Genomic DNA, 24,385 nt, shown 5'->3' on the forward strand with positions numbered 1-24,385 from the left:
TCTTCTGACGCATTTTTTTGGGAAATTCTAAACAGTTGTAAAGGATTCATGTATGAGAGTGCTAATATTTATATTGTGTGTACCTTTTATATTTTCATCTCCTAAGGAAAATATTACTGTTCGAGGTGTAAAAAATTTCTACTCCATCTGCCAAGGAATCGCAGCTAAAATAAAAAGAGACGCAAACGAAAAAGATTTAGTCATTTGGTTGGTTGATACCACCCCAGGCTTAGAAAGCGAAATAGAACAGTTAAAAAGTGAAATCAATCTTTTCTACGAATGTGGAATTAAAGATCTATCCATGGCAGTTGCTACTATTCAAAATAACATTCAATTTTCATTAGATTCAACAAACAACCCCGACAAAATAATTCGATATTTAGATACGTTACAATATAAAAAAGGTGTTAATGCTTACAAAAATCGATTACTACCTCTTCGAGAAGTAGCAAAGAAATACGCGTCTTTTTCGGGAAAAAAGTCAATAGTATACATTACATTGTCTCCGTGGGAAAATGAAGACAGTCTAGAAAAAACGGTTGCAATATTAAAACAACGTAAATATAGCTTATATGTTGTTTCCCAAGAGGCTGTATTTACAGACTCTTACTCTATCACAAAGAATCTTCGTCATTCTAAATTTCGATTTAGAGGACCTGAGTCAGCAGCAGACGAAAGTATGTGGAGCTGGATTACCGTTCCTTCAGGTTTCTATGTCAATGGGCATTCTAAAAATACATTTTTTCCTTCGGGATTTGGCTTCTATGGTCTTTCGCGACTAGTCTACGAATTAGATGGTTGGTACTATATATATAGCCCAAACCGCAACAACAACTCATCTGAAAAATCTACTGGTTATAGCTATTACGGGTTACAAAATTATCGACCTTTATGGAAAGCTCGCTCAGACTATCAGCGACAACTTCGTAAAAGTAAATACAAATTGATCTACAAATATTGGAATGACCTAGCAAGTAGCAAAGGAATCTCAAGGTATTTCTCTCCATATAAAATCTCAATACAAATCAGCGAGCGTCAGAAGCGAGTTAGTAAAGCCAGTAACCTTGCCAATTCATTTAAGTCGTTTTCGGAAATAAAAATTGCAGTCAAAGCAGCAAGTACAAAAATCAATTTGATACGTTCTATCAAACGCAAAATAGAGTCACAAACAAAAAAGAACGTCAACCAAAAAAATCGCGAATATGCAAATCTAAATCTTTTATATTGCGATTTGTTAAAATCAGAATTTCATTTGCAACAATACTTAAAGCTGATGGTGGAACTACACAGCCTAAAGAAAAAGCTACGCAAACAATTTCGAAAACGAGAAAGTATAAGTATTAGCGCAGATATAATAGGAACATTTAAAACTGGGCTCTCCAGCAAAGCAAAACTAAGTCGATCCGAAAAAAAAATAACAAATAAAATGTTCGAAAAGCTTAAAAGCTATCAACATTTATACAAAGGTACTCCTTGGGGATACAGTATAGAGACAGGATCTCTACTCACTTTTAAATATAAAACCATCGCAGCAAAACCAAAATCAAAACCGAAAAAAACAAAGAAAAAGCCTAAAAATAACAAAACTCCAAAACCAAAAAAACCAGTAGAGCCGACTCCACCAACAAGAATATTAATCAATTCAGGAGAAGGCAACTCTCAAACATCTGGAAACTGATATAACAGAACACTTAGAAATAGAAAGATTTTGTAATGGCTCAAAACATAGTTTACCATCCAGGATACAATGTATCTTTTTTTGGATTAGAAAAACTACACAAATTTCCTGTAGATAAATTTTCACGCATTTGCAAAACAATTTTAAAAAATGGGTTCGGTAAAACAAGATTTCTTTCACCGATATTTGAAGAACAACTTATTTTTAAACATTTAACAGACGCATACAAACAAAAATGCTCAAGCACAAAATGGTTATCCACATGCATTGATTTAGATTTTGTAAAATTCTTTCCATATCGTTTAGTAAAAAAATATTTATGCAACCCTTTGTTGTTCGCTTCTTGCGGTACTGTCGCCGCCGCTTTTTCTGCTTTTGAAAACAAAAAAAGCGTCAACGTTGGTGGAGGATATCATCACGCTTGGTTTGATGGAGGAGAAGGTTCTTGTGTTTATCCTGATATTCCAATTGCTATGCAAGAATTACGCGAAAAGAAAAACATTAAACGAATAGCTAGTATCGATTTAGACGCGCACCAAGGAAACGGAACAGCTCGCGCTTTTCCTAACCATGAAGACACTTTTCTTGTCGACATATACAATGACATTCCATTTCCCAGCGACTTAGATGCCAAGAAATACACATCTGTTGATATTCCAATCAAAGGTAAATCAAGTGACGAAGAATATCTCGGACTTATTGCAGACAAAGCATTCCCAGCAATTGAAGAATTTGCACCTGAATTTCTCTTTTTCAACGCAGGAACTGATATTTACAAAAAAGATCCGTTAACCCAAATAGAAATTTCAGCAGAAGGTATACTCAAAAGAGACAAAATGGTTTTTGAATTTGCGGAAAAAATAAATGTACCAATTATTATGACCTTATCAGGTGGCTACCACAAAGATTCAGCCACTATTGTCGCAGAATCCATAATCGAAAATTTTAAATGATTGCGACATATCGATATTTAAAGTTTGTTTAGAATGTAAGTCATTGTAAAATATAGTGATCAATAATTTAGAACAAATATCTATTGAAAGGATTGTTTTGTGTATAAGTATATTTTAGTATTTATATTGTTACTACCATTATCCATTGCTGATAAACAAATAGCACAGTTTAGTGTTGAAGAATCTTCAGCGAAGATGGAGCATTTAGATAAAAACCTACAAGACTACATAAACGGTAAAGATTACCCGCAAGCAGCTTCTTATGTCGATTTACCATTTGAATCAGCTACTATTCGCGGAGAAAAGAAATTAGATACTTATCTAAACATTTATTTTGCAGATAGCGATATAAATGATTACTTCTATTCTTTGTCTAAAGAAAAAGTTCAGAACATTCGTTATTTAGAGTCTTTACTTATCAGTAACAAAAAGATTCTTGTTTTCATGAATATTTCTGAGCAGTGGAAAGAAAACACCGGTAATATCCTTAACAAAAGCGCTGAAGACAAAAGTATTGATTTCAGAGGCGTGGTAGTTACAGGTTTTGATCATCATGCTCGTTATTTTATCATTAAAGATGAAGCAAAAACTATTTGGGCGAGTTACGATTATGTAGCGCAAAATATTGAAAGTGGATTTTACTCGCATAAAAATAGCTCCGTCGACCAAATGCGCAATGTAAATTTTGAAATTACGCGTTGGGCTTTTGGCAAAGGAAATATTTTCAAACCCAAAGCAAGAGTGTTCGGAACTGTAACAGGTCACCCTGCATTTATTAAATGGTTGCGTATTGTTGTCGAATTTTCAGGAAAAAAGCGCCTAGTTTTAAAACAAATCGCGGCAAAACCAAACGATAAATTTACTCTTCGTAGTAAATATAATCGTTTTGGATCGCGATACGGTATTTTAGAGTGCCTGAATAGTGATTTTGAAGTTACGCGTTTTATAAAAAGAAAAGTAGACAAATAATAACCAATTATACACTCTATTTTTAAAAATATTTACTGCTACGACAAGAATTTTTCATTAAAAATTTATTGTCGTAGCATCACAAAAAAACTTAAAATTTCTTTAAATATTTACCAAATTCCCTAAACACAACCATGTGAATTTAAAGCAAATATTACTTATATCGTTACACAAAGAACCTTAAAAGTAATACTTTGTCAAATATAGCGACTAACAAAATTTTAAGAATTCCGTTAATTCGAATTTACTAAATTCATAGTTAAAAATAGAGAGGAATGCTATTGACCGTAAAGAAAAAAGAGATGGGTTTAGTATTGGGAATAACTTTAATACTAATTTATATAGTGCTTATGGGAATTCTTCTAAGTAATATCTTGGAAAAAAGAAATTCTTTTATTCTTATGGGAATCATCTTTAAATACATTGCTTTTGTTTTTGCTCTAGTTTATTTTTACGAAAGCAAAAGCTTTCTGTTTCGCTTAATTATTTTTGTATTACCAAAGTGGTTTCCCCGTATTGGTCATATTAGTGTTTTTATAAGTTTTATGGCTTTTGGATTTTATTTTATGCTAGTAGGTTTAAATTTGCTACCTATTCCTTCGTAAATAACTCTAATATACCTTTAGCGAAAATGTCTTTCTATTTAGATTTTTACCAAATTCGAATTATTTTAAGCAGTAGAACATCATAATTTCAAATAAAAAAATTTCCGTCTTTATTAGGGCGAAAATACACTGCAAGTAACTCGTGTATAGTTTTATTTTAAGGAAAATCATATGCATATTCGATTAATGTGTCTAATTATTTTTTGTATATTATTTTTAGGATGTGATGAAACAAAGAATACCGCAACTGACTACAGTAAAACTATGATAAAAACCCTAGATGCAGCGCAAAAAATCAAATACACAACAAGCATACAACAACTCATTCGTATGTACAAAATCGAAAACAGTAAGTGGCCAAGCAAATTAGATGATCTCAAAGAGATACCTGAATTACCAGAAGGTTGGGTTTGGGTTTACGATAACAAAGCAGGCAAGGTTGATATCGCTAAAAAATAAGAACACCTAATCAAATAACCTCTGTTAAATTTTCTAGCATAACCAACATTTAATTTGTAAAATAAAATAATGAAAGAAAATATACTAAATTTAGCAGAAAAATTGTTGCTCTTAAGAGGTTACAATGCTTTTAGTTACAAGCACATATCTTCAGAACTAAACATAAAAAATGCCGCTGTACATTATCATTATCCTAAAAAAAGCGATTTAGGTATTGCTATTATCCAGAGAGTCGTTGATCGATTTGATTCATGGATTTATTGCCCTCAAATCCTTGAAATGTCCCCTAAACAAAAAATTCAAGCGTTTTTTGATGGCTATTGGAATATATGTTCAAAAGAAGGGCAAGAATATATTTGTATAGTGGGATCTCTACTCGCGGATTATCACACTTTGCCACCAGAAATGACGAAAATGGCTTGTGATCATACAGAGAAGGTAATATCGTGGTTGGAAAGTGTTCTAACAGAAGGACAACAGCAACAGGTTTTTCTTTTTGATGAACTCGCGAGAGATAAAGCTGTAGTACTCATTTCTACAGTACAAGGGCTCTTAAAATTGATTCGAATTTATGGTGATGATTTATATAAAAAAGCATGCAATGACTTACTTAAAAACCTACTATGTTCAAAATAACAAAAACCACAATAAATAAATTCCATCGTCATTTTTTTATTAGGACGTGCCAACATTTTAAATTTATGGAAAGAACAAAGCCATTTCCTACTCTATCCTAATTTCGTCCTTGAAAATAAAGTATTTAATCAAAGTCATCTCTATAATTATTCTTATTCATTTTAAGAAAATAGTACAACTGACTTTGATTATACAAACTTATGTCTACCAAAATAATTTAAAATCTTTAGATTGGAGCACGACAAAATCGTCTATATCATTTAATTATTTTCTTAAATTCCGACGCTTTAATAATAACTTTATATTTTATAATAATCCAAGTTATGAGGAGCATAAATGCCAGCGCCACGTGTAAAAAATATTCATTCATACAATTATATACGGTATCAAGTAGTAAAATTCAATTTTAGTACTTGACATTTTTTTCAAAAAAAGTATCCTAGTTACTTACTTACTAGTAAGTAACTTACTTCCTAATAAGTAAGTTAAATTATCGTCCATTATTCAGTGAGAATTTGCAATGGTAAAAACGTGTTTAATTAATATTCTTGTTGTATGTGCTTTGAGCTTCAGCTCCTGCGAGCGCAAAGAAAAAAAAATACCTACTCCTAAAATACGTACTGTAGAGTGTCTTTCTATCGTGTCTCATAGAACTGAAGAAATCATTACCGCACAAGGTATCATTCATCCTTATCAACAAGCAGATTTAGCTTTTCGCTTATCAAGTACAGTCGTCGATACATCTAGTTATCTCGGCGAAAAAGTAGAAAAAGATAAGATACTAGCAATACTCGAAAAAAACGACTTTAAACTACAACTACTCAGAGCAGTAGAAAACAAAAAACTTGCTCAAGCAAATCTTGCTCGAATAAAAGCTAAAGCGCGACCAGAAAAAATAAACGCAGCAAAGGCAAAACTAGATGCTGCTCATAGAGCGCACGACTTTGCACAAAAATTCTACAAAAGCCAAATAAGACTAAAAAATTCTCAAATTCTTTCGCCACTTGAACTCGATCGATTAAAAACAGATTCTCTTGTGAAAGAGAAAAATGTTCAAGTAGCAGAACAAGAATTAATTTTTTTAGAAAATGGATCGCGGGTAGAAGACATTGAATTTGCACATCGTCAAGTAGCCGTTTCCGACGCCGAAGTAAAAATCGCTCAACAAAATATAGAATATATGTCTATGAAATCACCATTTGCAGGTATTGTTAGTTCTTATAACTTAGATAAAGGTGAATTTGTCATTCCTGGCAAAGTAGTGGTAAGTGTTCATGATCTTTATAAAGTCAAACTTAAAATTTCTGTATCAGAAAAACAAATCTCGCACATAACAACTGGACAAAAAGTACAAGTGCATCTTGATGCATTGCAGCAAAAAACATTTACAGGAATCGTTAGCTACGCCGCGTATAGTGCAGACTCTGTATCTCGCACATTTTCTGTAGAGATCATTATTGACAATCCAGACCTAAAAATTCGTAGCGGAATGTTTGCTACAGCAAATATCTTTATTAAAAATGTCCGCGAAATCATTTTAATTCCTCCGAAAAGCATACTAAAAGATTTTGATGGGGATTATGTTTATGTTTTATCTGATGATCCGAACAAAACCAAAAATATTAAAGTAGTTCACCGTCGCATTCTTGTCGACAAACTAAAAGGACAATCTGCTATCGTGCAAAGTGGCTTAAAACAAGATGAATGGTTGGTAATTTCGGGGCATCATTACATTAGTGATAATGAAGTCGTAAACTGCCATATAGCTACTGAAGAACAGCGAAAGGAGACAGAATGAAACTGTTTTTGAATATACTTACTTTTCGCAAAATATACATGCTAGTCTACTTAAGTATTATTATGTTAGGTCTAGTCTCCTTTACAAAAATGCCGCGTCAAGAAGATCCAACATTAAAGATGAGTTTAATGCGCGTCGTAATTCCTTTTCCTGGGGCAAACCCAAAAAAAGTCGAAAAACTGGTTACAAAGATTGCCGAAGAAGAAATAAGTGAAATCTCTTCCATAGAGGAAATGTCTTGCAGCTCGCAAAACGATTTTGCAATGATTGATATCCAGCTTGATTACGACACTGATATATATGCTGAAATAGAAAAAATTAAAAACAAAATAGAGGATGCTAGAAATCGTTTTCCCGCTGAAGTGGGCAAGCCAATCATATTCGATGATATGGCAAAAAACTACCCAATTGTAGTTATTTTAACTAGCGATAAGTACGAACCTTACCGCCTTAAAAAATTGATGGAAAATTTTAAAAGCCGTTGTTCTGGTTTACCAGGGGTAGCAAATGCTGAATTGCGCGGAGAGTTTGAAAACGTCATTTACATTTCTTTGGATTTAGAAAAAATATCAAAATATCAAATTCCAATACGCAAGGTACTTGCCTCTCTCTCTTCTCATAACGATTTAGGTCCTGGAGGTTCGATCAAAGCGGCAAATCATCGCTATCTAATTCAAACCCAAGGAGAATTTCAACATTTGCATGAAATAGAAAATGTTGTTGTTGAAATATCCCCTGGAGGAAACCCTGTTTATGTAAAAGACCTTGCGACTTTAGTTAGAGACAACAAGGATCCTGAGTATAAAATTCGCTATAATGGGAAGCACGGAGTTGGTCTCGCGATCAATATAAAAAACAAATACAATGTTTTAAAACTACAAAAGAGTGTGCGAAAAGCAATGGAAGAATTTGCACAAGATTTACCGCAAGGAATTAGCATTGATTTTTGTATTGATCAAGCACAACATGTTGGTGAAAAACTGGATGATTTATACTTCAACTTTTTTTCTGGTATAGTATATGTTATTATCGTACTTTTCATTTTTTTAGGTTTTCGCGAATCTTTAATTGTATCAATATCAATCCCTATTACCATAGTTGTCGCTTTGTTATTTTTAGATTTACTTGGAATTGAACTACAACAAATTTCTATCGCATCCTTTGTTATTGCACTTGGTCTTTTGGTCGATAATTCAATTGTTATTATTGAAAACATTTATCATCATTTACAAATTTCCAAACAAGGTCTTCTCGAAACATTTGCTGTTGCTGTTCACGAAGTTGCCCCTTCAATTACCTCCGGAACTCTCACCACCATTGCCGCTTTCATCCCTCTAGCCGCAATGCCTGGAGATACAGGTGCATACATCCGTTCAATTCCCATAGTTGTTGTTACCACTTTGCTATCTTCCTTATTTGTTGCCCTATCATTTACTCCAATATTGTACTTATGGCTATGTCAAAAATCTGGAATTGAATCTGGAAATCCTCACAAAAAAGATTCAGAATTCTTACGATTGAAATATAGAGTATTTATTCGTTTTGTTTTACAGAAGAGGTATCTTTTTGCATTCTTGGGTGTATTATTTCTAAGTTTTGGTGGATGGCAACTTTTGACAATGGCAAAAGAACTATTTCCGACTTCAGATCGTTCTCAGTTTATCATCAACTCTTATTTACCAGAAGGATCTACGCTGAAACGCTGCGAACAAGTCTCACGCAAAATAGAAAAGAAACTACAAGACAAAGTAAAATTTCCAGAGATAGAAAAATTTGTGTGCTTTTTAGGTAATGGTGCTCCCAAATTTTATGTCAATGAATTCGGAGATAAAAAACCTAATAACCCTGGCTTTATTGAAGCTATTGTAAATTTACATAAAGAAATCGACGGCAAAAAAGCACGATCAGTGAAAGAAATGATTAGAGCTGTTCAACAAGAGCTTGATGCTGTTATATTTGAAGCAGAAATTCGCGTCCGTCCTTTTCGTTACGGTAAACCATTTCCAGCGCCTATCATCTTAAGAATCATTGGCGACAATCAAAACGTCATAAAAAAAACTGCACAAGAACTAAAAGAGATACTAAAGAACATCCCGGGAACGCTAAATGTACGCGATAACTTAGGCGAAAATGGCTACAAAATAGGAATATTCACGGACACTTACCGCCTAAACAAACTAGGTCTAACTCATACGAATATCTCATCTGATGTGCGCATTGCATTTAGTGGTCAGAAAGCAACGAGCTTTCGTGCTGGAGATGAAGAAATCGATGTTGTTGTTAGACTTAGTGAAAAAAATCGCCAAAATTTTGAGAATATTGAACAGCTATATTTTAGTTCTAATTTTTCTAAAGAAAAAATACCTTTTCACCAAATAGGCAATTTGCAACTGATTTCAGAACAAGGAAAAATAAATAGGTGGAATGAAAGATGGGCTGCAACCATTCTTAGTGATGTTTCTGGAAAACTGCCTGATGAAATACTACAACAGTTTTACAAAAAAATCGAAAACTATCCTTTACCTTCTAATATTAAAATTTCCTTAGAAGGTGAAGTAAAAGAAATAAACAAAACTTTTAAATCGCTAGAAAAAGCGGGTCTATTTGCGTTCATGTTAATATTTTTGCTTCTAGCACTCGAATTTAATAGTGTTTTCCAGCCAATTATTATTTTACTTATGCTACCACTCGCAATTTCGGGAGCACTATTAGGATTAAATATAACTAACAACCCTCTTGCTTTCATGTCTATTTTAGGCTTTGTAAGTCTAATGGGTATTGTTGTTAATGATGCAATCATTCTCATTGACTTTTCTAACGCACAAATCCGTCAAGGCAAGCAAAACGTGGTAGCTAGTTGGGAGAGCTACACCACTGTCCTTCTTGATGCTGCAGAACAGCGTTTAAAACCAATATTTACTACTTCAACAACGACAATATTTAGTTTACTGCCTTTGGCTTTCTCAGGAAGTGTGTTTTGGGAATCTTTTGCTTGGACCATCATTTTCGGTTTGGGAATCGCAACATTCTTAACTCTCGTTTATGTCCCTGTATTTTTTCGTATCGTAGAAGATATTAAAGTTTACTTCCGCATCACACCATCGCTACAAATAAATGTCTATACAAAAAACGAAAAACTACAACGTGAACTCTATCACCTACTCAGCGTACAAAATCAATTGTTATTTCCTGAAATCGACGATGTTCAAACTCTTGAGGAAAAAAGAGCGGATATCGTTATCATTGATGAAGGACAACGCACAGCTTCAGAGCTTATTCAACTAATCGAAAAAACGCGTCATGCACCACATATTGCTTCCATTATAATAGCTGAACAGTACAATCAACCAGCGATTTTACTTGAAGATATCGCACGTGAAAACATAGTAACCACGACATCCTATACTAAATATTTAACAGAATCATCTATTTATATTTCTCCACCAGAATTAGTAGATTTGCCTAAAAAAATCAAAGGAGTACAAGAAAAAATAAGTAGTGTAATGATTAATATTTGGGGGCTGTCCCGCGGTAAATAAATTTTTTTTTAATAGGGCGTATGGCATTTTGAGTTTATTCATTACATAGCCCTTGTAAATCCTAGCGTCGTTGTATCAAACTTACAGAACTTGGCGTAGCCACACTTGATACGCCAGTTACGTCCTACAATAACTTACGAACTAAACAAATTTTAAATACCCGCGTGCCCTAGGAACTTAATTACAAATTTATAAAAGTTAGTAAAAAAATATCTTATTTCAAGGATAAAACAACATAAAAGAGAGCAACAAATGGAAACAAATAACATTACTAAAAGCGTGCAAAACACCTTTGCTAATATCACTCGCTATCCGCAAGAAATATTGACTCTTTCTGCTGATTTAGAAGAAGACCTTGGTATCGATTCTGTAAAATTAAGCGAAATTATTGCTGTTCTAGCTGAAGATTATAACTTTCCAACTAGCTTAGATTTGTCCAGCATAAAAGCTAGAAATATCCAAGATGTAGTGCATATTATCGAGCAACAAGTTGCCGAACAAAATGAAGAGTCTGTAGCCACAGATATATCGACATCGCAACCAGCTATACCACAGCCAGATATTAAAAAGTCTTATGAACATTTTATAGGAAAAGTGGTGTTTATTAGCGAGACAAACTCTGCTCTTGGAAAAGAACTTATTCAATTTTTCACAAAAAACGGAGCACATGTAACAAGTGATATTAACTCGTCTATTGATTTTTATATAGAAAATACACTGCAAACGTTTTCTGGTTCATTGAAAGCAATTTCTTCTGAACAGTGGGAATCGGGATTTGATACAAATGTTGTAGGATTTCACAGTAACGCACTACAAATTTCAAAAGGTATGCGCAAAAAAGGTGGAGGAAAAATTATATCCTTATCTTCTACTTCAACGCAACAATATACGCCAGGTCACAGTTTCATTGCTGCTATACATTCTGCTACTGCATCTTTAACAAGATATCTTTGTGTTGAATTAGCAAATTTCAACATTCAAGTTAACTGTGTATCAGTAGGCAATGTACCTGCCACTGAAATAGCACATGTCGTTGGACAACTTTTACAACAACAATCAAAATTTATTAACGGCACAACAATTGTTGTAGACCGTGGCCAAAACTGGACAACAAGATAGGACATATGATGCAACATATTGTTAATAAAGATTTAGCCAAACAAGTGCGAGAAATTTTTGCTGAGGTTACACGTTATCCCATAGATATACTTGAAGATAATGCACATTTTGAAGAAGATTTAGGTATCGATTCTGTAAAACTAGCAGAGGTATTTGCTGTTATCCAAGAAAAATTAAATCTCCCTGAGAAAAACTCTCTTTATGAAGAGCAGTTTTCAGACATTCAGCAAGTTGTAATAGCTATATCGAAATATTACTCTCCTACTAAAAAGGCAAGTCAAGTTGCGACCCCCAAAGAAGCTGAACAAGTAAAACCACAACCACAAATAAATGCCAACAAGATATTACAGGGAAAAATAGTATTAGTAACGGGATCAGGTAGAGGGATTGGTAAAGTAATTGCCAAGCACCTTGCTAACCTAGGCGCTTTCACTATTGTAAATACTTTTCATTCTCGCAACCTAGGAGAAGAGCTTGTTGATGAAATCAATAATGAAGGAGGACAAGCTTATCATTTATGGGGTTCAATGGCTAACTGTAATCAAATAAAAAAAATGTTTGAAGAGATAGAAACAAACATAGGAGGTTTAGACTTTCTTGTAAGTAATGCCTCAAACGGTACTTTGGGAACTGTAGAGAGTATTCAAGAAAAGCATTGGCAAAAAGCTTATCGCACTAATGTAATTGGTTTTCATCAAGCAGCAATAGAAGCCTCGCGACTTATGAAGAAACGCGGTGGGGGACGCATCGTTGCTCTTTCATCGCCAGGAGCACGAGGATACATAGAGCATTTAGCATGTATTGGAACAGTAAAAGCCGCTGTAGAATCGTTGGTACAGTATATGGCAAGTGAATTTGCACAAGACAACATTGCAGTGAATTGCGTCTCCCCAGGAGCTGTTGAGGGAAATTTAATACACAAATTTCCAAACAGCGAGCAACTTGTTCCACATTGGAAGTCTCTTACTCCTGGTTATGAACTATGCTCTCCACAACATATAGCCGAATTTATCGGATTTCTACTTGGACCAAACTCCACAGGAATGAATGGAAGTATCGTTGACATGGATGGCGGCAGTTCTGTTTACTCATACACATTGAAGGAGAGATTTCAATGAGAAAAATCTTAACAACCAAATATTTTCGCGTAACGATGGCCTTGTTTTTAATTCTTGGAATCTTCCACTTTAGTTTTCTATGGTATGTGAATCACTTGATTTATGATCAAACAGTTTCCTTTGCTGATGTAAATCCTTCTGATACAAAAAAATTCCTCCAAGAAAATACAAAAAAGGTAAACGAAATTATACAAAACCATCCACAAATCAAGCCATTTATTGAAATTGATGCATTCGATGATGATGCAAAATCTTGGAGCAATATTTTTAGTCAGTACTCAACAGGTGCTTTAGTTTTTGATGCGAACAATGATGGCAAACTTGATGTTTATTTTTGCCAAGATGGACAAAATTGGACGCGACCAACAGATGACAATGGTGTTCTTGGCGAAGAACCAAGATACCAAAGCAATGTGTTATATATAAATCAAGGAAACGATCAAAACGGATTACCACAGTTCGCGCAACTAAAACATTTAGCAAAAACAAATAACTCCTATGTTAAAGAAGAGCTCATAGTTGAGAATTACTTATTTCCACGACAAACTACTTCTGACTCAGAAAAAAGAGAAGCGAGAAAGTCAGCTGTTGCAATTGCTGTAGATATAAACAGTGATGGCCGTTTAGATTTACTAGTAGGCAACATACATGAATCTATGCTTTGGAGTCACGAAAAAACTCAAAGAGTCCTTACACAAATAGTAAGACCCATTGGTCGCCAAGCAAAAGCATCTAAACTACCATTATCAGCACAAGGAAGTTATTTTATCAATTATACTCCTCGCCATAATATAGATGATACGTGTTCAAGCGGTCGCGGTGAAGAACATCACGGAGCAAATAGCTTGTTTCTTAATATGGGAGACAAAGACAATGATGGTCTCCCAGAGTGGAAAGATATAAGTCGCGAAGCTGGCATTGAAGGACAAAGAAGCACTTTATCTTTTAGCGTAGCTGACATTGATTTAGATGGAGATCTAGATATTTTTGAAGCCAATATCATGGACCCTGATTACTGGCCAGGAGGCTCGCAGCATTGGGCTGGATCTGCAAATCAGATTTACATCAATCAGCTAGCACAAACTGGAAAATGTGTTTTTGTTGAGAAATCACAATCAATGAATGTTGATGGGCTTTATGACAGTGATAACCCAATGCCATCGTATTACAAACTTTACCGTATTCCATTTTTACCAATAGAATATTCAATTGCTCTAGGAAAATCAGTTCCTTACAAAATGCAATATTTGAATATTAACGGCAAAGAAGCAGAACACGGACAAATTTCTTGGGCAAGTGTTTTTCAAGACGTAAACAGCGATGGTTATCCTGATATTTGGGTAGCAAATGATTTGGGGTTTTTGCGTCTTTATATGAACAAAGAAGGAAAAAGTTTTGAAGAAACCAAACACCTACGTTCTAAACAAACAGGAATGTGGATGACCTTTTCTCCTGGAGATTTCAACAACGATTTAAAAGAAGATCTATTCGCAGGAAATATGGGAAGTGGTGTCTTAAATCTTTCTATTGCAATACCAGATCCAAGAGAAATGTTTGAGCCTATTATTTCAACCAATCTTATTTATCAACAAATATTTTATGGACACCATGATACAACACATGCTCTTATTGACGGAAGTAATTATCACCTTTCTCTGAACAATGAAGTCACTCACTCAAAAATACTTCCTCCTGACACATCTCATTTGAACAATGTTCGTGCTCTTAATTGGGGAAGTAAAAACAATCCACCCTTTATCCGAGATAGCTTAGACGCTTATGAATTTGCTTGGGGATCAACAAGCTTTGATCTTCAAAATGATGGAAAGCTAGATTTATATTATGTTGGTTGCTTGTATGGTCGAGGCGGCGGAATTTTTTCTGTCACAGGTTCTGGGCCAGGAAGATTATTAGTCAATTTACCTAGTGACAAAAAAGGTCTTCACTTTGTTGATCTAACAGCAGAACATCATGCATTTAACATTAGCGAATTACAATACGACAAACTCAATTCACATGGTTATATCTATCGAAAATCTCCACTACAAAATTGGCCCAAACGCGATATGGTTTATAGTTATGACCGTAGTTCATGGTCCGTACAGGGGCCAGAAATACAACAAAAAGTAGCAAATTACGACATGATACAACTTTCAGAAAACGGACGTGTTGCTATTTCTTCAGATTTAAATGGAGATGGCTTTTTAGATTTATTAATACGTAATATTGGTGGATATGATAGTCGTAGTTCGCAATCAGTCAATCTTAAGTTCAAAGTTGGCAATAAGGAAAAAGTGCTCCCAGCACACGATTACAATTATCCAACATGTACAAATTTCGAACCGGGAACATCTAGAGTGTTCATCAATAAATACAGCGACAATTATTGGATTAAAATAGCTCTTACTGACTCAAGCAAGACATTCAATCGCCATGGTATAGGAGCAAAAGTAATTATCAATAACAAACACTTAAGGGTAAAAAGAGCTGGACAAGGGAATTTTGCTTCAAATCGTTTTGAAGATCTACATTTTGGTCTAGGAAAAATGCCCGCAACTAAAATCAAAATCATTTGGCCAGATAAAAAACAAACCACACAAACACTATCTCTTTCATCTTTAAAGAACGGAACATTAACAATTTCCAAAACTAAGGGTATTATTGATTGGAGAAAAAAATAATGAAAAGAAACATTATAATATTACTTTGTTCTATCTTTGTATTATACGCTGCCAATGTTTTCTTTTCTCCTAGCTGGACGATTGACATATCTCCGAACCTAGAAGATATAACAGATACGGGAGAAAGATACAATCCTTCCACTCAATCTTTTTTACGGGGGCACCACTGGTTAGAAAGTATAAAAAAATTTGATCTTTCTATCAATAGTGGACATTCTGGTTCTCTCCATCTAAAAAGTAATAGCGAAAAAAAGCTTTCTTTGCACAACATTCGTTTTGATTTACTAGTTCCAAGACTACATTACTCCACGCAGAATCCAGATGAATTTGATGCGTTTAACATCATGATGGCAGAATACTCGCGTAACGGGCTTAATATTCCGACAGGAAAAAGCGGTGACCAGATAGCTCACTTTCAAAGTAATCTTCAAGACTCTGTACCTTGGAAATTAAAAAAAGACTACCAATTTGAGCCAAATCCACATTTCCGCCCTTTACGTATTGGTGTAACCAACAATTGCCTAAATCCAGGATTGTGGGAACTCAATGCGACCGATCGCGCCGGAGAGATTTATCATAGTTGGTTTTCCATGCCAAGAGAACTTTACATTGACATTGTTGCCGAAACCAATTCCTTGCCTCAAGATTTCGTTCGAAACTCTTTAGAGTGGTCAGAAAAAGAAGTACAACTAAAGTTAGATCGTTTGCGCCAAATAAAAACAAAATTAGCAAAAACAGATATCAAAGTTATTGATGGTCCAATTGGTTTTTCTACCCAAGATTCACGCCGTAAACTACATGGGAAATATGTACAAATAATGTCAAAAGATGGTCTGAAGCCACCGAAAACAAGGAGAGAGCTGCTAAAAAATCCAGTATTAATGTCTGATTTTGTTGCGCCGGGAAAATATTCACTACAAAAACAAAAGAAATTTTCTCTTGGTTATTTAGATGATCCTAGATATGTAGAAATTTTCTCTACTCGTCCAAAGACATACTACAACATGAAGAACAAAACACCTATTGCGCACAACGATGCCATTCATTTAGAGTTCAATATACATCTACACGGCAAACGCCTTATTATCGGAAACTTACCTCTTCCGCTCATTGTACAGCAAGAAGACTTTGTAATACATGGTTTTGGGGTGGGAGTATTAAGTGCTTCAGGTCTTCCTGAGAGACGCGCTCTACTCATTGAAAAAGGACCACACCCAAGCTATGCATATTTAACAAATGATAAAAAAGGAAAACTTTACGCTGTGAACTCTCACCTCTCTGGCGTAGAACAAGTATTTATTCGTTGTTATCCTCATGCAGTAAAGCCATATTGGGAAATAACCATTTCATCTTTTGAACGAATTGTTGATATTGTTAAGTATCGCATTGAAATCCCTTCACAATTGCAGAAAATCTGCCAAAAGCACACTCAGAACTACATTACGCCTATCTATTTTAGCTACCGCGACGACAATTTGAGGTAATGATATGTTACGTTTTATAATAAACTCCGTTGTGCAAAAAGTAGTAGACTCTATCGAATTCCGCAATGGCAAGAAAGGTTCAATCACCAATGTACTATTGTATTTTAAAAAGGGTATTAAAGATGGGATTTATTGTTTAGATTCTACTTCTATAAAAAAAAACCAACAAAACGTACCGTGGAACTGGCAAATATTTTATAGAGAAGGGTATGCTTTTGGATTAGCTTCAGTCCACGCTTTGTTTTTTTCACGCAAAAATCCAGATATTCGCAATAACTGTAATGGTTTTCGCATCATGCATTATACAGGTTATGGATTTTACAAAGGTATTGCTGACTTATTTCATATAAAAAGAGTGTCTTTTGCCAAAAAAGATTGGCTTAATACTGAAGATTACGATTGCTTTTATCCATTTCTCATAGGTGGAGAGTCATTCGCAAAAACAATATATTGCAAAAACTGGGATAAAAATTTTATAACGTATTGGAAAAAAGACCACCCCTACTCTTTTTACGCGGAAACGGCATGGCACGGTTGTGGGCGCTGCTTATGGTTCAATTTCTACCAAGACTATAATGAACTAACTAAAGCTTTAGAAATATACAAAGAAGCTACTCCTCATTTAGCCCTTGGTTTGGGCGCAGCAATTACTTTTACACAGATAACTAATCCCCAAAAAATTGTTGCTGACATAAAACGATTTCCTTTACGCTTGCAAAAAGATTTAATGAAAGGAGCTGGGATAGCATTAGCATTCGCGATTGAAGAAGATTCAGCATTTTCATCGGAAATTACACCATTATATGACGGTGAGCTAAAACTTTACTGGCAAATAAGTACACAGGCAAAGAACAGTATCAAACGCGATGAAAATTGGTATGAAAATACGATGTGTTATATTTTACAAAACGATAATCTATAATGAGGATTAACAATGTCTTACTATGCCGTTCCTTACTTAGTCCTATTTGATGACACAATGGCTTATGGATCTCATCATTATCTAACAAATTTTAAATTCCAATGTTTTGCCAGAGAAGCGCTACTATTCTCAAAGGAAAGTGGTGTAAACTGCGGAGAAGAATTCAAAAACGATTTCGACAACGTTTTATTACTAACTCAAGAAGGTTACAGTCGTAACTTAGCTCCCGTAAAAATGGGGGAAACAGTTACTATTTTTATGAGTTATGAAGATATGAACAGGTCCTCTGTTCGCTTATGTTTTCGGGTCGTACGCAATGATGGCAAACCAGTGTCTTGTAGTTACCAAACAATTGTTTGTACCTCACTATCAGGGGAATTAATTCCTTTTCCGCAATCTTTTCGAAAACAATTCTTGAGAAACGATCTACTCGATACGCTAGCTCATTCTTTCGCGGAATATGCTCATAAAGGTGCAATAAAGAAAATTTTCGATCAACGGATTTGTGATTTAGGTAAATCTATCGCGAACTTAGGCAATCGTTTTTTTCACCCACGTTTTGTAAATATAAATACTCTGCCTCATTTTGCTCCATTACCAATAAGCACCAACAAAACAGTATTTACTTTTCCTGGAAAAGATTCCTACAGCCCGAAACTATTAAATAATCTGATTTCAGAAAATCCTAAATTCCAAAAATATTTAGAATGGGCCGACACATATACCCAGAAATATTTTCGTTTTTCTTTTTCACAGCTACTTAAAGTATCGCTAGAAGAACATCAAGAATTACTGAGTCTACATCCAGATTTGCACCACATAGGAATCTATTTACTAGGAGTCATTAGCGCACAATATTTGCAACAAAAATCAGTAAAGCCAGGTTTGGTGGTTGGTCATAGTTTTGGCGAACTTGCTGCTTTAACCATAGCAGAAGTAATAGACATCAAAACAGGTCTTGAAATTATATGCTTGCGTTTTAAAACCTTACAGTCCTTGATAAAAAGTGAAAAACAAATGGTAGCAATTTCGTGCGAAGCTAACGAATTGCAAGAACATTGGTTTTCCTTTACAGACAATTCCCTTGTGATATCAGGAATCAATCATTCTAAGCAAACTATTATTGTATTACAAAAAAGTGAAATAAAGGATATCAGTCACAAGTTAGCAGGCTTAGGAATCAGCGCGACACCTATCAATACGACATATCCATTTCACTGCTCTGATTTACAGCCTGCAGTGCAACCATTTACAAAAGCACTCGAAGCATTTTCTTTTTCTACGCCTAAAACGCCTATTCTTTCACCTATTACAGGAGAACTTTATCATAAAGATAGTAACTATCCACATATTTTGGCGCAGCATTTAGTACTACCTTTTGATTTCGCAGCAGCACTAAACTCTTTACAACAAGCAAAATATACAAACTTTATAGAATGTGGTGTTGGCAATACCCTTTCAAAAATAACCAAGAAAAACTGTAAGGACAAAGAACTATACATAAAAAATGCATGGGAAAAAAACAACACACATGATAATATTGATGAGATTGTCCAAAATTTGGCACAACAAAACACACAAATTTCTCTAAACAAACCAGATAAAAGCCTTCCAATTGCGATTATAGCTATGGGATGCGTTGTTCCCGGAGCACACAACGTCCAAAGTTTTTGGCAAAACTTACAAAATGGAGTCAGTGGTATTATTGATCTTCGTTTTGGCGACCCGTTTGCGGCAAACGATTTCTTAATAACAAATCAAGTACAATCAGACAAAACTTATAGTTTGCTAACTGGAGTAGTGCCAAATCTAAGCAAAGTTGAAATTCCTAATTGCTATACACCTCCACAATTCGAAAAATTATCACAAGCAGAAAAATTTTTAGCGCATGCCTTGAGCGAGTGTAAAGCGCAACTAAAATCTCTCCCAGATAAAAAACAAAAGCTAGACTGTTTCTTAGGAGCAACAGCTGACGGGCTAAAGGAATACGACGAGTCTTTACTCTTTGAGAGTCTACGCCAATATGACAGTGATAATGAAGAATGGAATAAAATACTCGAAAATATTTTCCATTGTAAACAAGGCGATTACGAACGATTTTCTTCTGCACAATGTTATCTCGAAGTAGTAAAAAAAATATTTGGTAATGACGTTCCAACATATTTAATTGATGCTGCTTGCGCTTCTTCTTTATATACAATTGATCTAGGGGTAAAAAATTTACAAAGTTTCCAATCAGATCTCACCATTGCTGGTGGAGTTTTTGCCCCGGGCCCTGCCAATAGCTGTTTGTTTTCCCAATTCAAAGGTTTATCGGCGCAAGGAAGTTATCCTTTTGATGTAAAAGCTGATGGAGTTATTTTCGGAGAAGGTGCGGCGGTTTTAGCATTAAAAAGACTTCCCGATGCAATTCGTGACAAGGATAACATCTTTGCTGTTATTCGCGGTGCTGGATTATCAAGCGATGGAAAAAGCCCTTCTGTTAATGTTCCGCGTTCTTCAGGACAAAGAATTGCTCTGGAAAATGCTTACAAAAAAACGGAAATAGATCCAAACACCATCCAATATATTGAAGCGCATGCTACATCGACAAAGGTAGGAGATGCTACGGAGTTTCGCGCCTTGAGCCAATTTTTTTCCAAAACAAATAAGAAAATCTCCTTAGCCAGCGTAAAATCTCTTATTGGTCATACTGGATGGCTAGCAGGCGCTGCTTCTGCTATAAAAATTTGTAAATCACTACAAGAAAAAACCATACTACCGCAATATAATTACTCTGCGCCGTTGACAGAGAATCCGCATATCAATGTCGAAAATACTCCTTTTATTATTGCAAATGAGCAAGAACACTGGCCGCAGAACACCAATGATAAACCACGCCGCGCTGGAATAAGTGGTTTTGGTTTTGGAGGGACCAATGCTCATCTCATCCTCGAAGAATACAACAAAGACTATCACAGTAAATACGCAAATAAACAACAAAATCGTTGCGAAACTATTAATCAATTAGCTATCGTTGCGGTCCAAGGAATTTTTCCTGGTAGTGAAGGTCAACCAAGTTTTTCATTTGCAGAAAACCATCCGCATATTTTTGATAACCTAAAAATGAAACTACCAACAGGAAAACTTATTTTACCAGATGTAGCAGATCATATGGATGGCAGCCAAATACTATCGTTAATTCTTGCGGAAGAGACTCTAAAACAACTAGAAAAAAATGATTTGTCGATAGGAGTCGTTTTAGGAATGGAAGGTAAAGCTGAACGTAGTATTCCCGTTTTACAACGACTGTATGCTGATCGAATAAATCGTCATTTACAAGCTAAAAAAATTGATAGTAACTTCCAATTACAAATAAACACTTACATTGAAAAAAACCACATGCCCACAGGGCCATATACTCTTCCAGGACTAATGCCAAATGTTACAGCCGGACGAATCGCGCAAATGAACGACCTGCAAGGAGCGAATATGGTCATCAATGCCGGTGATCAATCTCTATGGGAATCATTAAAAATAGCAGCTAAATTACTGTATTTTGATGATTGTGATATTGTTTTGGCAGGTGGAATTAATTATATTGATCAACATTCATCAAAGATTACAACTAAAGGAGAGTCAAGTGCTGGAGGTGTTATGATCGCATTAATGCATCCGCAAAAAGCTCAAAAGATGAATATTGTCGGTTATTTGGATATAACAACACGCGATAACAATGATTCTTTAGAAATAAAATCTCGTCAGGCTAATCGATGTTTTCGCGGCGCTGAAGGTGGACTCGAAGTAATGAAAGCTTTACAAAATTTACAACAACATCCAACCGAAGAATACCAATGCCAGAGCAATAACAACGTTTTTACATTTTACAAACATACAACTGCGCCCAAAAAAACAAAAACTATATTGACAAATGTTACACCAGAAAAAATAGAAAAATTAGTAAAAACAACAGAGCAGAACGATTCTCCAGTTCAAGCTCCTATCCGTTTTTATACGCCGCAGCTTTTCTCCACGCCACAAGTTACATCTCGTATTGATCTCAATAACAAAAAAATATTGTTTGTTACCGACCAACCGCAGTGGTTTCGAAAACAAGAAAATTTAGGGCACTTCGACAACTTTAAATATGATGTTGTTTGTCAAGAGATCTATGGTTACAACTCATATTACAAAGTGCAACAAGAAAACAATCGATTAGATAAAGCTCTAAGTGAAGGAGATTATGATGTTATTATTGCAATTAAAAATACTACCGCAGAATCTTTTCGCAAAATGAACTTACATTCTCAAATAATAGATCTTTTATTCTATTGTACAAAAAACGCTTATGCTCAGATAAAAGCCAATAAAACTTTTGTAGCAAGTATAAATTTAAACTCTTGGAAAAAGGACAAGATTCATCCTTCTACAGGTTTATTTGGTGGATTCATAAAATCAATTGCTCGCGAAATACCTAAAGCAAAGTGCAAAGCGATTCATTGTGATACAGCATCTATAAGCTTAGCGATAGAATACTTAGAAAAAGAGCTTAGTTTGCAAAATATCTCCAGCGAAGTAGAAATATTTTACCGCGATAAACAACGTTATACATCTAAATTAGTGCGCAATACGCAAATCACCCGCAATCGTAAACCTTTGCTTAATAAAAATTCAGTTGTAGTTGCAACTGGAGGAGGACGTGGTGTAACGGCCGTATTAATGGAGGAATTGTTATGTGAATCGCAGTGCCATGTTATTGCAGTAGGAAGAACAAATCTCGACGATATTCCTTCGCATTATTTTAAAATGAGTCGCGATGAATTTATCAATTGGGAACCTAAATTTTACAAGCAACAGTTAAAAGAAAATCCCAAAGCAAAAATCAAAGAACTTAAACAAAAATATAATTCCTACCAAGGTGCAAATGAATTATATCACAATCTTGAAAAATTAAAACGTCTCCCAGGAAGCATAACCTACTATCACTGTGATATTACAGACTCTACTCAAGTAGAAAAAATGATCGCTCATGTTGCTAAAAAACACAAGCGCTTAGACCTTGTTGTGCATGGCGCTGGTGTTCAAACCTCTCAGCAACTCACTAGAAAAAAAATAACCGATTTTCAACGCATTATTGCGACTAAACTTCGTGGTATAGAAAATATTTACAGCAGTTGCAATACTCATATCACAAATGAAGTTCACTTTCACTTACTCACTTCTACTTTTAGCTATATGGGGAATGACGGTCAACCAGACTATGGTGCAGCTAACGAAACCCTCAATAGACTTGCCGATTACATGAACACAAATAATAATTGGTCAAGTTTAGCGTGGTTAGGATGGGCAAGTGTTGGCATGACGCAAAGTTCAGAATATGAAATGGTCGCACGTCAGCGTAAACTTCGTCCTGTAACAAGAGAAGAAGGTAAAATACTTTTTGGTAGTTTATTACAAGGGGAAATGACCTCCGCAATCAATGTTCTACTCACGAAGCGAGAACAAGCTTACTATAAAGTAGAAACTGTAGAAGAACAAGAGAAATACCAAGAACAAGAGAAATACCAAGAAAAACATACCAAACAGTGGAATTTAAGCACAAATAGTGCACCTTATTTACTAGATCATTTAGTAAGAAATGATCCTACTGTTCCAGGAGCTTTTTCTTTGGAAATAACGGCAAGAACTGCAAAAGAGCTCTATCCTAATTACGAAATTGTTCAATTTGAAAACATTTATTTTAAGAAGTTTATTAAGGTATTCTCTGGCAAATCAAAGAATCTACAATGTGTTGTTGAAACTATTGCTAGTAACAAAAAAAACGTCACTGTTTCAGCTAAAATAATCACTGATTTTATACATGAAACGGGCGCCGTTTTACAAAAAAATATTACTATGTTCGAAGCAACTATTGTAATGTATAAAAAGCCGCACATACAGACCAAAAGTATCCAAGATTTCTCAATAAAAAATGCAACAAAAATTTATGATCCTTATGTGCAAGATAATACAAACGTAAAACTACAAGGAATACTCAACTGCCTACACGATTTGCAAATAGGTAGTAACTATCGCCAAGGTATTTTCCAAATAAACACGGATTTACTGACAAAAGAACTAGATATTTTTTGTATTCCAGCTATTTTGCTCGATGCATTGTGGCGTTTTGGAATTATTCATAGAGATGGTATGCCGGTGTATGTTCCAGAAATGGCAGGGAATGTGTTTGTCACTTCTATTGCTGATCGAAAACTGCCAAAACTACAACTGCAAGGAAGTAATCCAGTTGTAAGAAATCAAAATATCTACAATGACTGGGTCCAAGCAGTTACACCAGATGGTAAAGTAGTCGCAAGAGCAGAAAAACTTGTTGCTCATCGTTTACGTTAAGATACCAAGAGAATATTAAGAAGTGTTAGCTAATTGCAATTGTTTAATAGACAAT

At 35.0% G+C, this 24,385-nt stretch carries 14 protein-coding genes; all 14 read left to right on the top strand.

The window, feature by feature from the left end:
* Positions 1-52 precede the first annotated feature (52 nt).
* The 14 genes from UABHE_RS30345 (at position 53) to UABHE_RS30410 (ending at position 24,330) form a co-directional block, all read left to right on the top strand.
* Complete coding sequence (locus UABHE_RS30345) at positions 53-1,678, top strand: hypothetical protein (protein WP_372367148.1); 1,626 nt, start codon at positions 53-55, stop codon at positions 1,676-1,678.
* A gap of 35 nt (positions 1,679-1,713) precedes the next feature.
* Positions 1,714-2,631: a histone deacetylase gene (locus tag UABHE_RS30350; protein ID WP_372367149.1), complete on the top strand. Its 918-nt coding sequence runs from the start codon at positions 1,714-1,716 to the stop codon at positions 2,629-2,631.
* Between the two features lie 99 nt (positions 2,632-2,730).
* On the top strand, positions 2,731-3,600 hold the full coding sequence (locus UABHE_RS30355; RefSeq protein ID WP_372367150.1) for a hypothetical protein: 870 nt from the start codon (positions 2,731-2,733) through the stop codon (positions 3,598-3,600).
* 281 nt (positions 3,601-3,881) lie between these two features.
* Positions 3,882-4,205 (top strand): hypothetical protein, encoded by a 324-nt coding sequence (locus UABHE_RS30360; RefSeq protein WP_372367151.1) that lies wholly within the window; start codon positions 3,882-3,884, stop codon positions 4,203-4,205.
* A gap of 171 nt (positions 4,206-4,376) precedes the next feature.
* Positions 4,377-4,664, top strand: a complete 288-nt coding sequence (locus tag UABHE_RS30365) for a hypothetical protein (RefSeq protein ID WP_372367152.1) — start codon at positions 4,377-4,379, stop codon at positions 4,662-4,664.
* Positions 4,665-4,733: 69 nt separating this feature from the next.
* The gene (locus UABHE_RS30370) at positions 4,734-5,300 is read left to right on the top strand and encodes a TetR/AcrR family transcriptional regulator (RefSeq protein ID WP_372367153.1); all 567 of its coding nucleotides are present in this window, start codon (positions 4,734-4,736) and stop codon (positions 5,298-5,300) included.
* A gap of 520 nt (positions 5,301-5,820) precedes the next feature.
* Positions 5,821-7,098, top strand: a complete 1,278-nt coding sequence (locus UABHE_RS30375; RefSeq protein WP_372367154.1) for an efflux RND transporter periplasmic adaptor subunit — start codon at positions 5,821-5,823, stop codon at positions 7,096-7,098.
* Entirely contained in the window at positions 7,095-10,637 is a 3,543-nt protein-coding gene (locus UABHE_RS30380) for an efflux RND transporter permease subunit (protein ID WP_372367155.1), read from the top strand. The genes UABHE_RS30375 and UABHE_RS30380 overlap by 4 nt, the downstream gene beginning before the upstream one ends.
* A 252-nt stretch (positions 10,638-10,889) precedes the next feature.
* Positions 10,890-11,756, top strand: a complete 867-nt coding sequence (locus tag UABHE_RS30385; protein ID WP_372367156.1) for an SDR family oxidoreductase — start codon at positions 10,890-10,892, stop codon at positions 11,754-11,756.
* 5 nt (positions 11,757-11,761) lie between these two features.
* Positions 11,762-12,874 carry an SDR family oxidoreductase gene (locus UABHE_RS30390; RefSeq protein WP_372367157.1) on the top strand — a complete coding sequence of 371 codons (1,113 nt, stop codon included), beginning with the start codon at positions 11,762-11,764 and terminating at the stop codon, positions 12,872-12,874.
* Positions 12,871-15,555 carry a CRTAC1 family protein gene (locus UABHE_RS30395; RefSeq protein ID WP_372367158.1) on the top strand — a complete coding sequence of 895 codons (2,685 nt, stop codon included), beginning with the start codon at positions 12,871-12,873 and terminating at the stop codon, positions 15,553-15,555. Before UABHE_RS30390 ends, UABHE_RS30395 begins: the two co-directional genes overlap by 4 nt.
* Complete coding sequence (locus UABHE_RS30400; protein ID WP_372367159.1) at positions 15,555-17,039, top strand: hypothetical protein; 1,485 nt, start codon at positions 15,555-15,557, stop codon at positions 17,037-17,039. Before UABHE_RS30395 ends, UABHE_RS30400 begins: the two co-directional genes overlap by 1 nt.
* Before the next feature lie 4 nt (positions 17,040-17,043).
* Positions 17,044-17,961: a hypothetical protein gene (locus UABHE_RS30405; protein WP_372367160.1), complete on the top strand. Its 918-nt coding sequence runs from the start codon at positions 17,044-17,046 to the stop codon at positions 17,959-17,961.
* A 12-nt stretch (positions 17,962-17,973) separates the two neighbouring features.
* Positions 17,974-24,330 (top strand): SDR family NAD(P)-dependent oxidoreductase, encoded by a 6,357-nt coding sequence (locus UABHE_RS30410; protein WP_372367161.1) that lies wholly within the window; start codon positions 17,974-17,976, stop codon positions 24,328-24,330.
* The last annotated feature ends 55 nt before the right edge of the window (positions 24,331-24,385 follow it).

Origin of the sequence: Candidatus Uabimicrobium helgolandensis (genome assembly GCF_041508025.1) — a bacterium.
GTDB classification, from domain to species: Bacteria; Planctomycetota; Uabimicrobiia; order Uabimicrobiales; family Uabimicrobiaceae; genus Uabimicrobium; species Uabimicrobium helgolandensis.

Excerpts from the sequence above, each read along its gene's own strand:
- UABHE_RS30345 (WP_372367148.1), top strand. The coding sequence starts at position 53 with ATGAGAGTGCTAATATTTATATTGTGTGTACCTTTTATATTTTCATCT.
- UABHE_RS30350 (WP_372367149.1), top strand. The coding sequence starts at position 1,714 with ATGGCTCAAAACATAGTTTACCATCCAGGATACAATGTATCTTTTTTT.
- UABHE_RS30365 (WP_372367152.1), top strand. The coding sequence starts at position 4,377 with ATGCATATTCGATTAATGTGTCTAATTATTTTTTGTATATTATTTTTA.
- UABHE_RS30370 (WP_372367153.1), top strand. The coding sequence starts at position 4,734 with ATGAAAGAAAATATACTAAATTTAGCAGAAAAATTGTTGCTCTTAAGA.
- UABHE_RS30375 (WP_372367154.1), top strand. The coding sequence starts at position 5,821 with ATGGTAAAAACGTGTTTAATTAATATTCTTGTTGTATGTGCTTTGAGC.
- UABHE_RS30380 (WP_372367155.1), top strand. The coding sequence starts at position 7,095 with ATGAAACTGTTTTTGAATATACTTACTTTTCGCAAAATATACATGCTA.
- UABHE_RS30385 (WP_372367156.1), top strand. The coding sequence starts at position 10,890 with ATGGAAACAAATAACATTACTAAAAGCGTGCAAAACACCTTTGCTAAT.
- UABHE_RS30390 (WP_372367157.1), top strand. The coding sequence starts at position 11,762 with ATGATGCAACATATTGTTAATAAAGATTTAGCCAAACAAGTGCGAGAA.
- UABHE_RS30395 (WP_372367158.1), top strand. The coding sequence starts at position 12,871 with ATGAGAAAAATCTTAACAACCAAATATTTTCGCGTAACGATGGCCTTG.
- UABHE_RS30400 (WP_372367159.1), top strand. The coding sequence starts at position 15,555 with ATGAAAAGAAACATTATAATATTACTTTGTTCTATCTTTGTATTATAC.
- UABHE_RS30405 (WP_372367160.1), top strand. The coding sequence starts at position 17,044 with ATGTTACGTTTTATAATAAACTCCGTTGTGCAAAAAGTAGTAGACTCT.
- UABHE_RS30410 (WP_372367161.1), top strand. The coding sequence starts at position 17,974 with ATGTCTTACTATGCCGTTCCTTACTTAGTCCTATTTGATGACACAATG.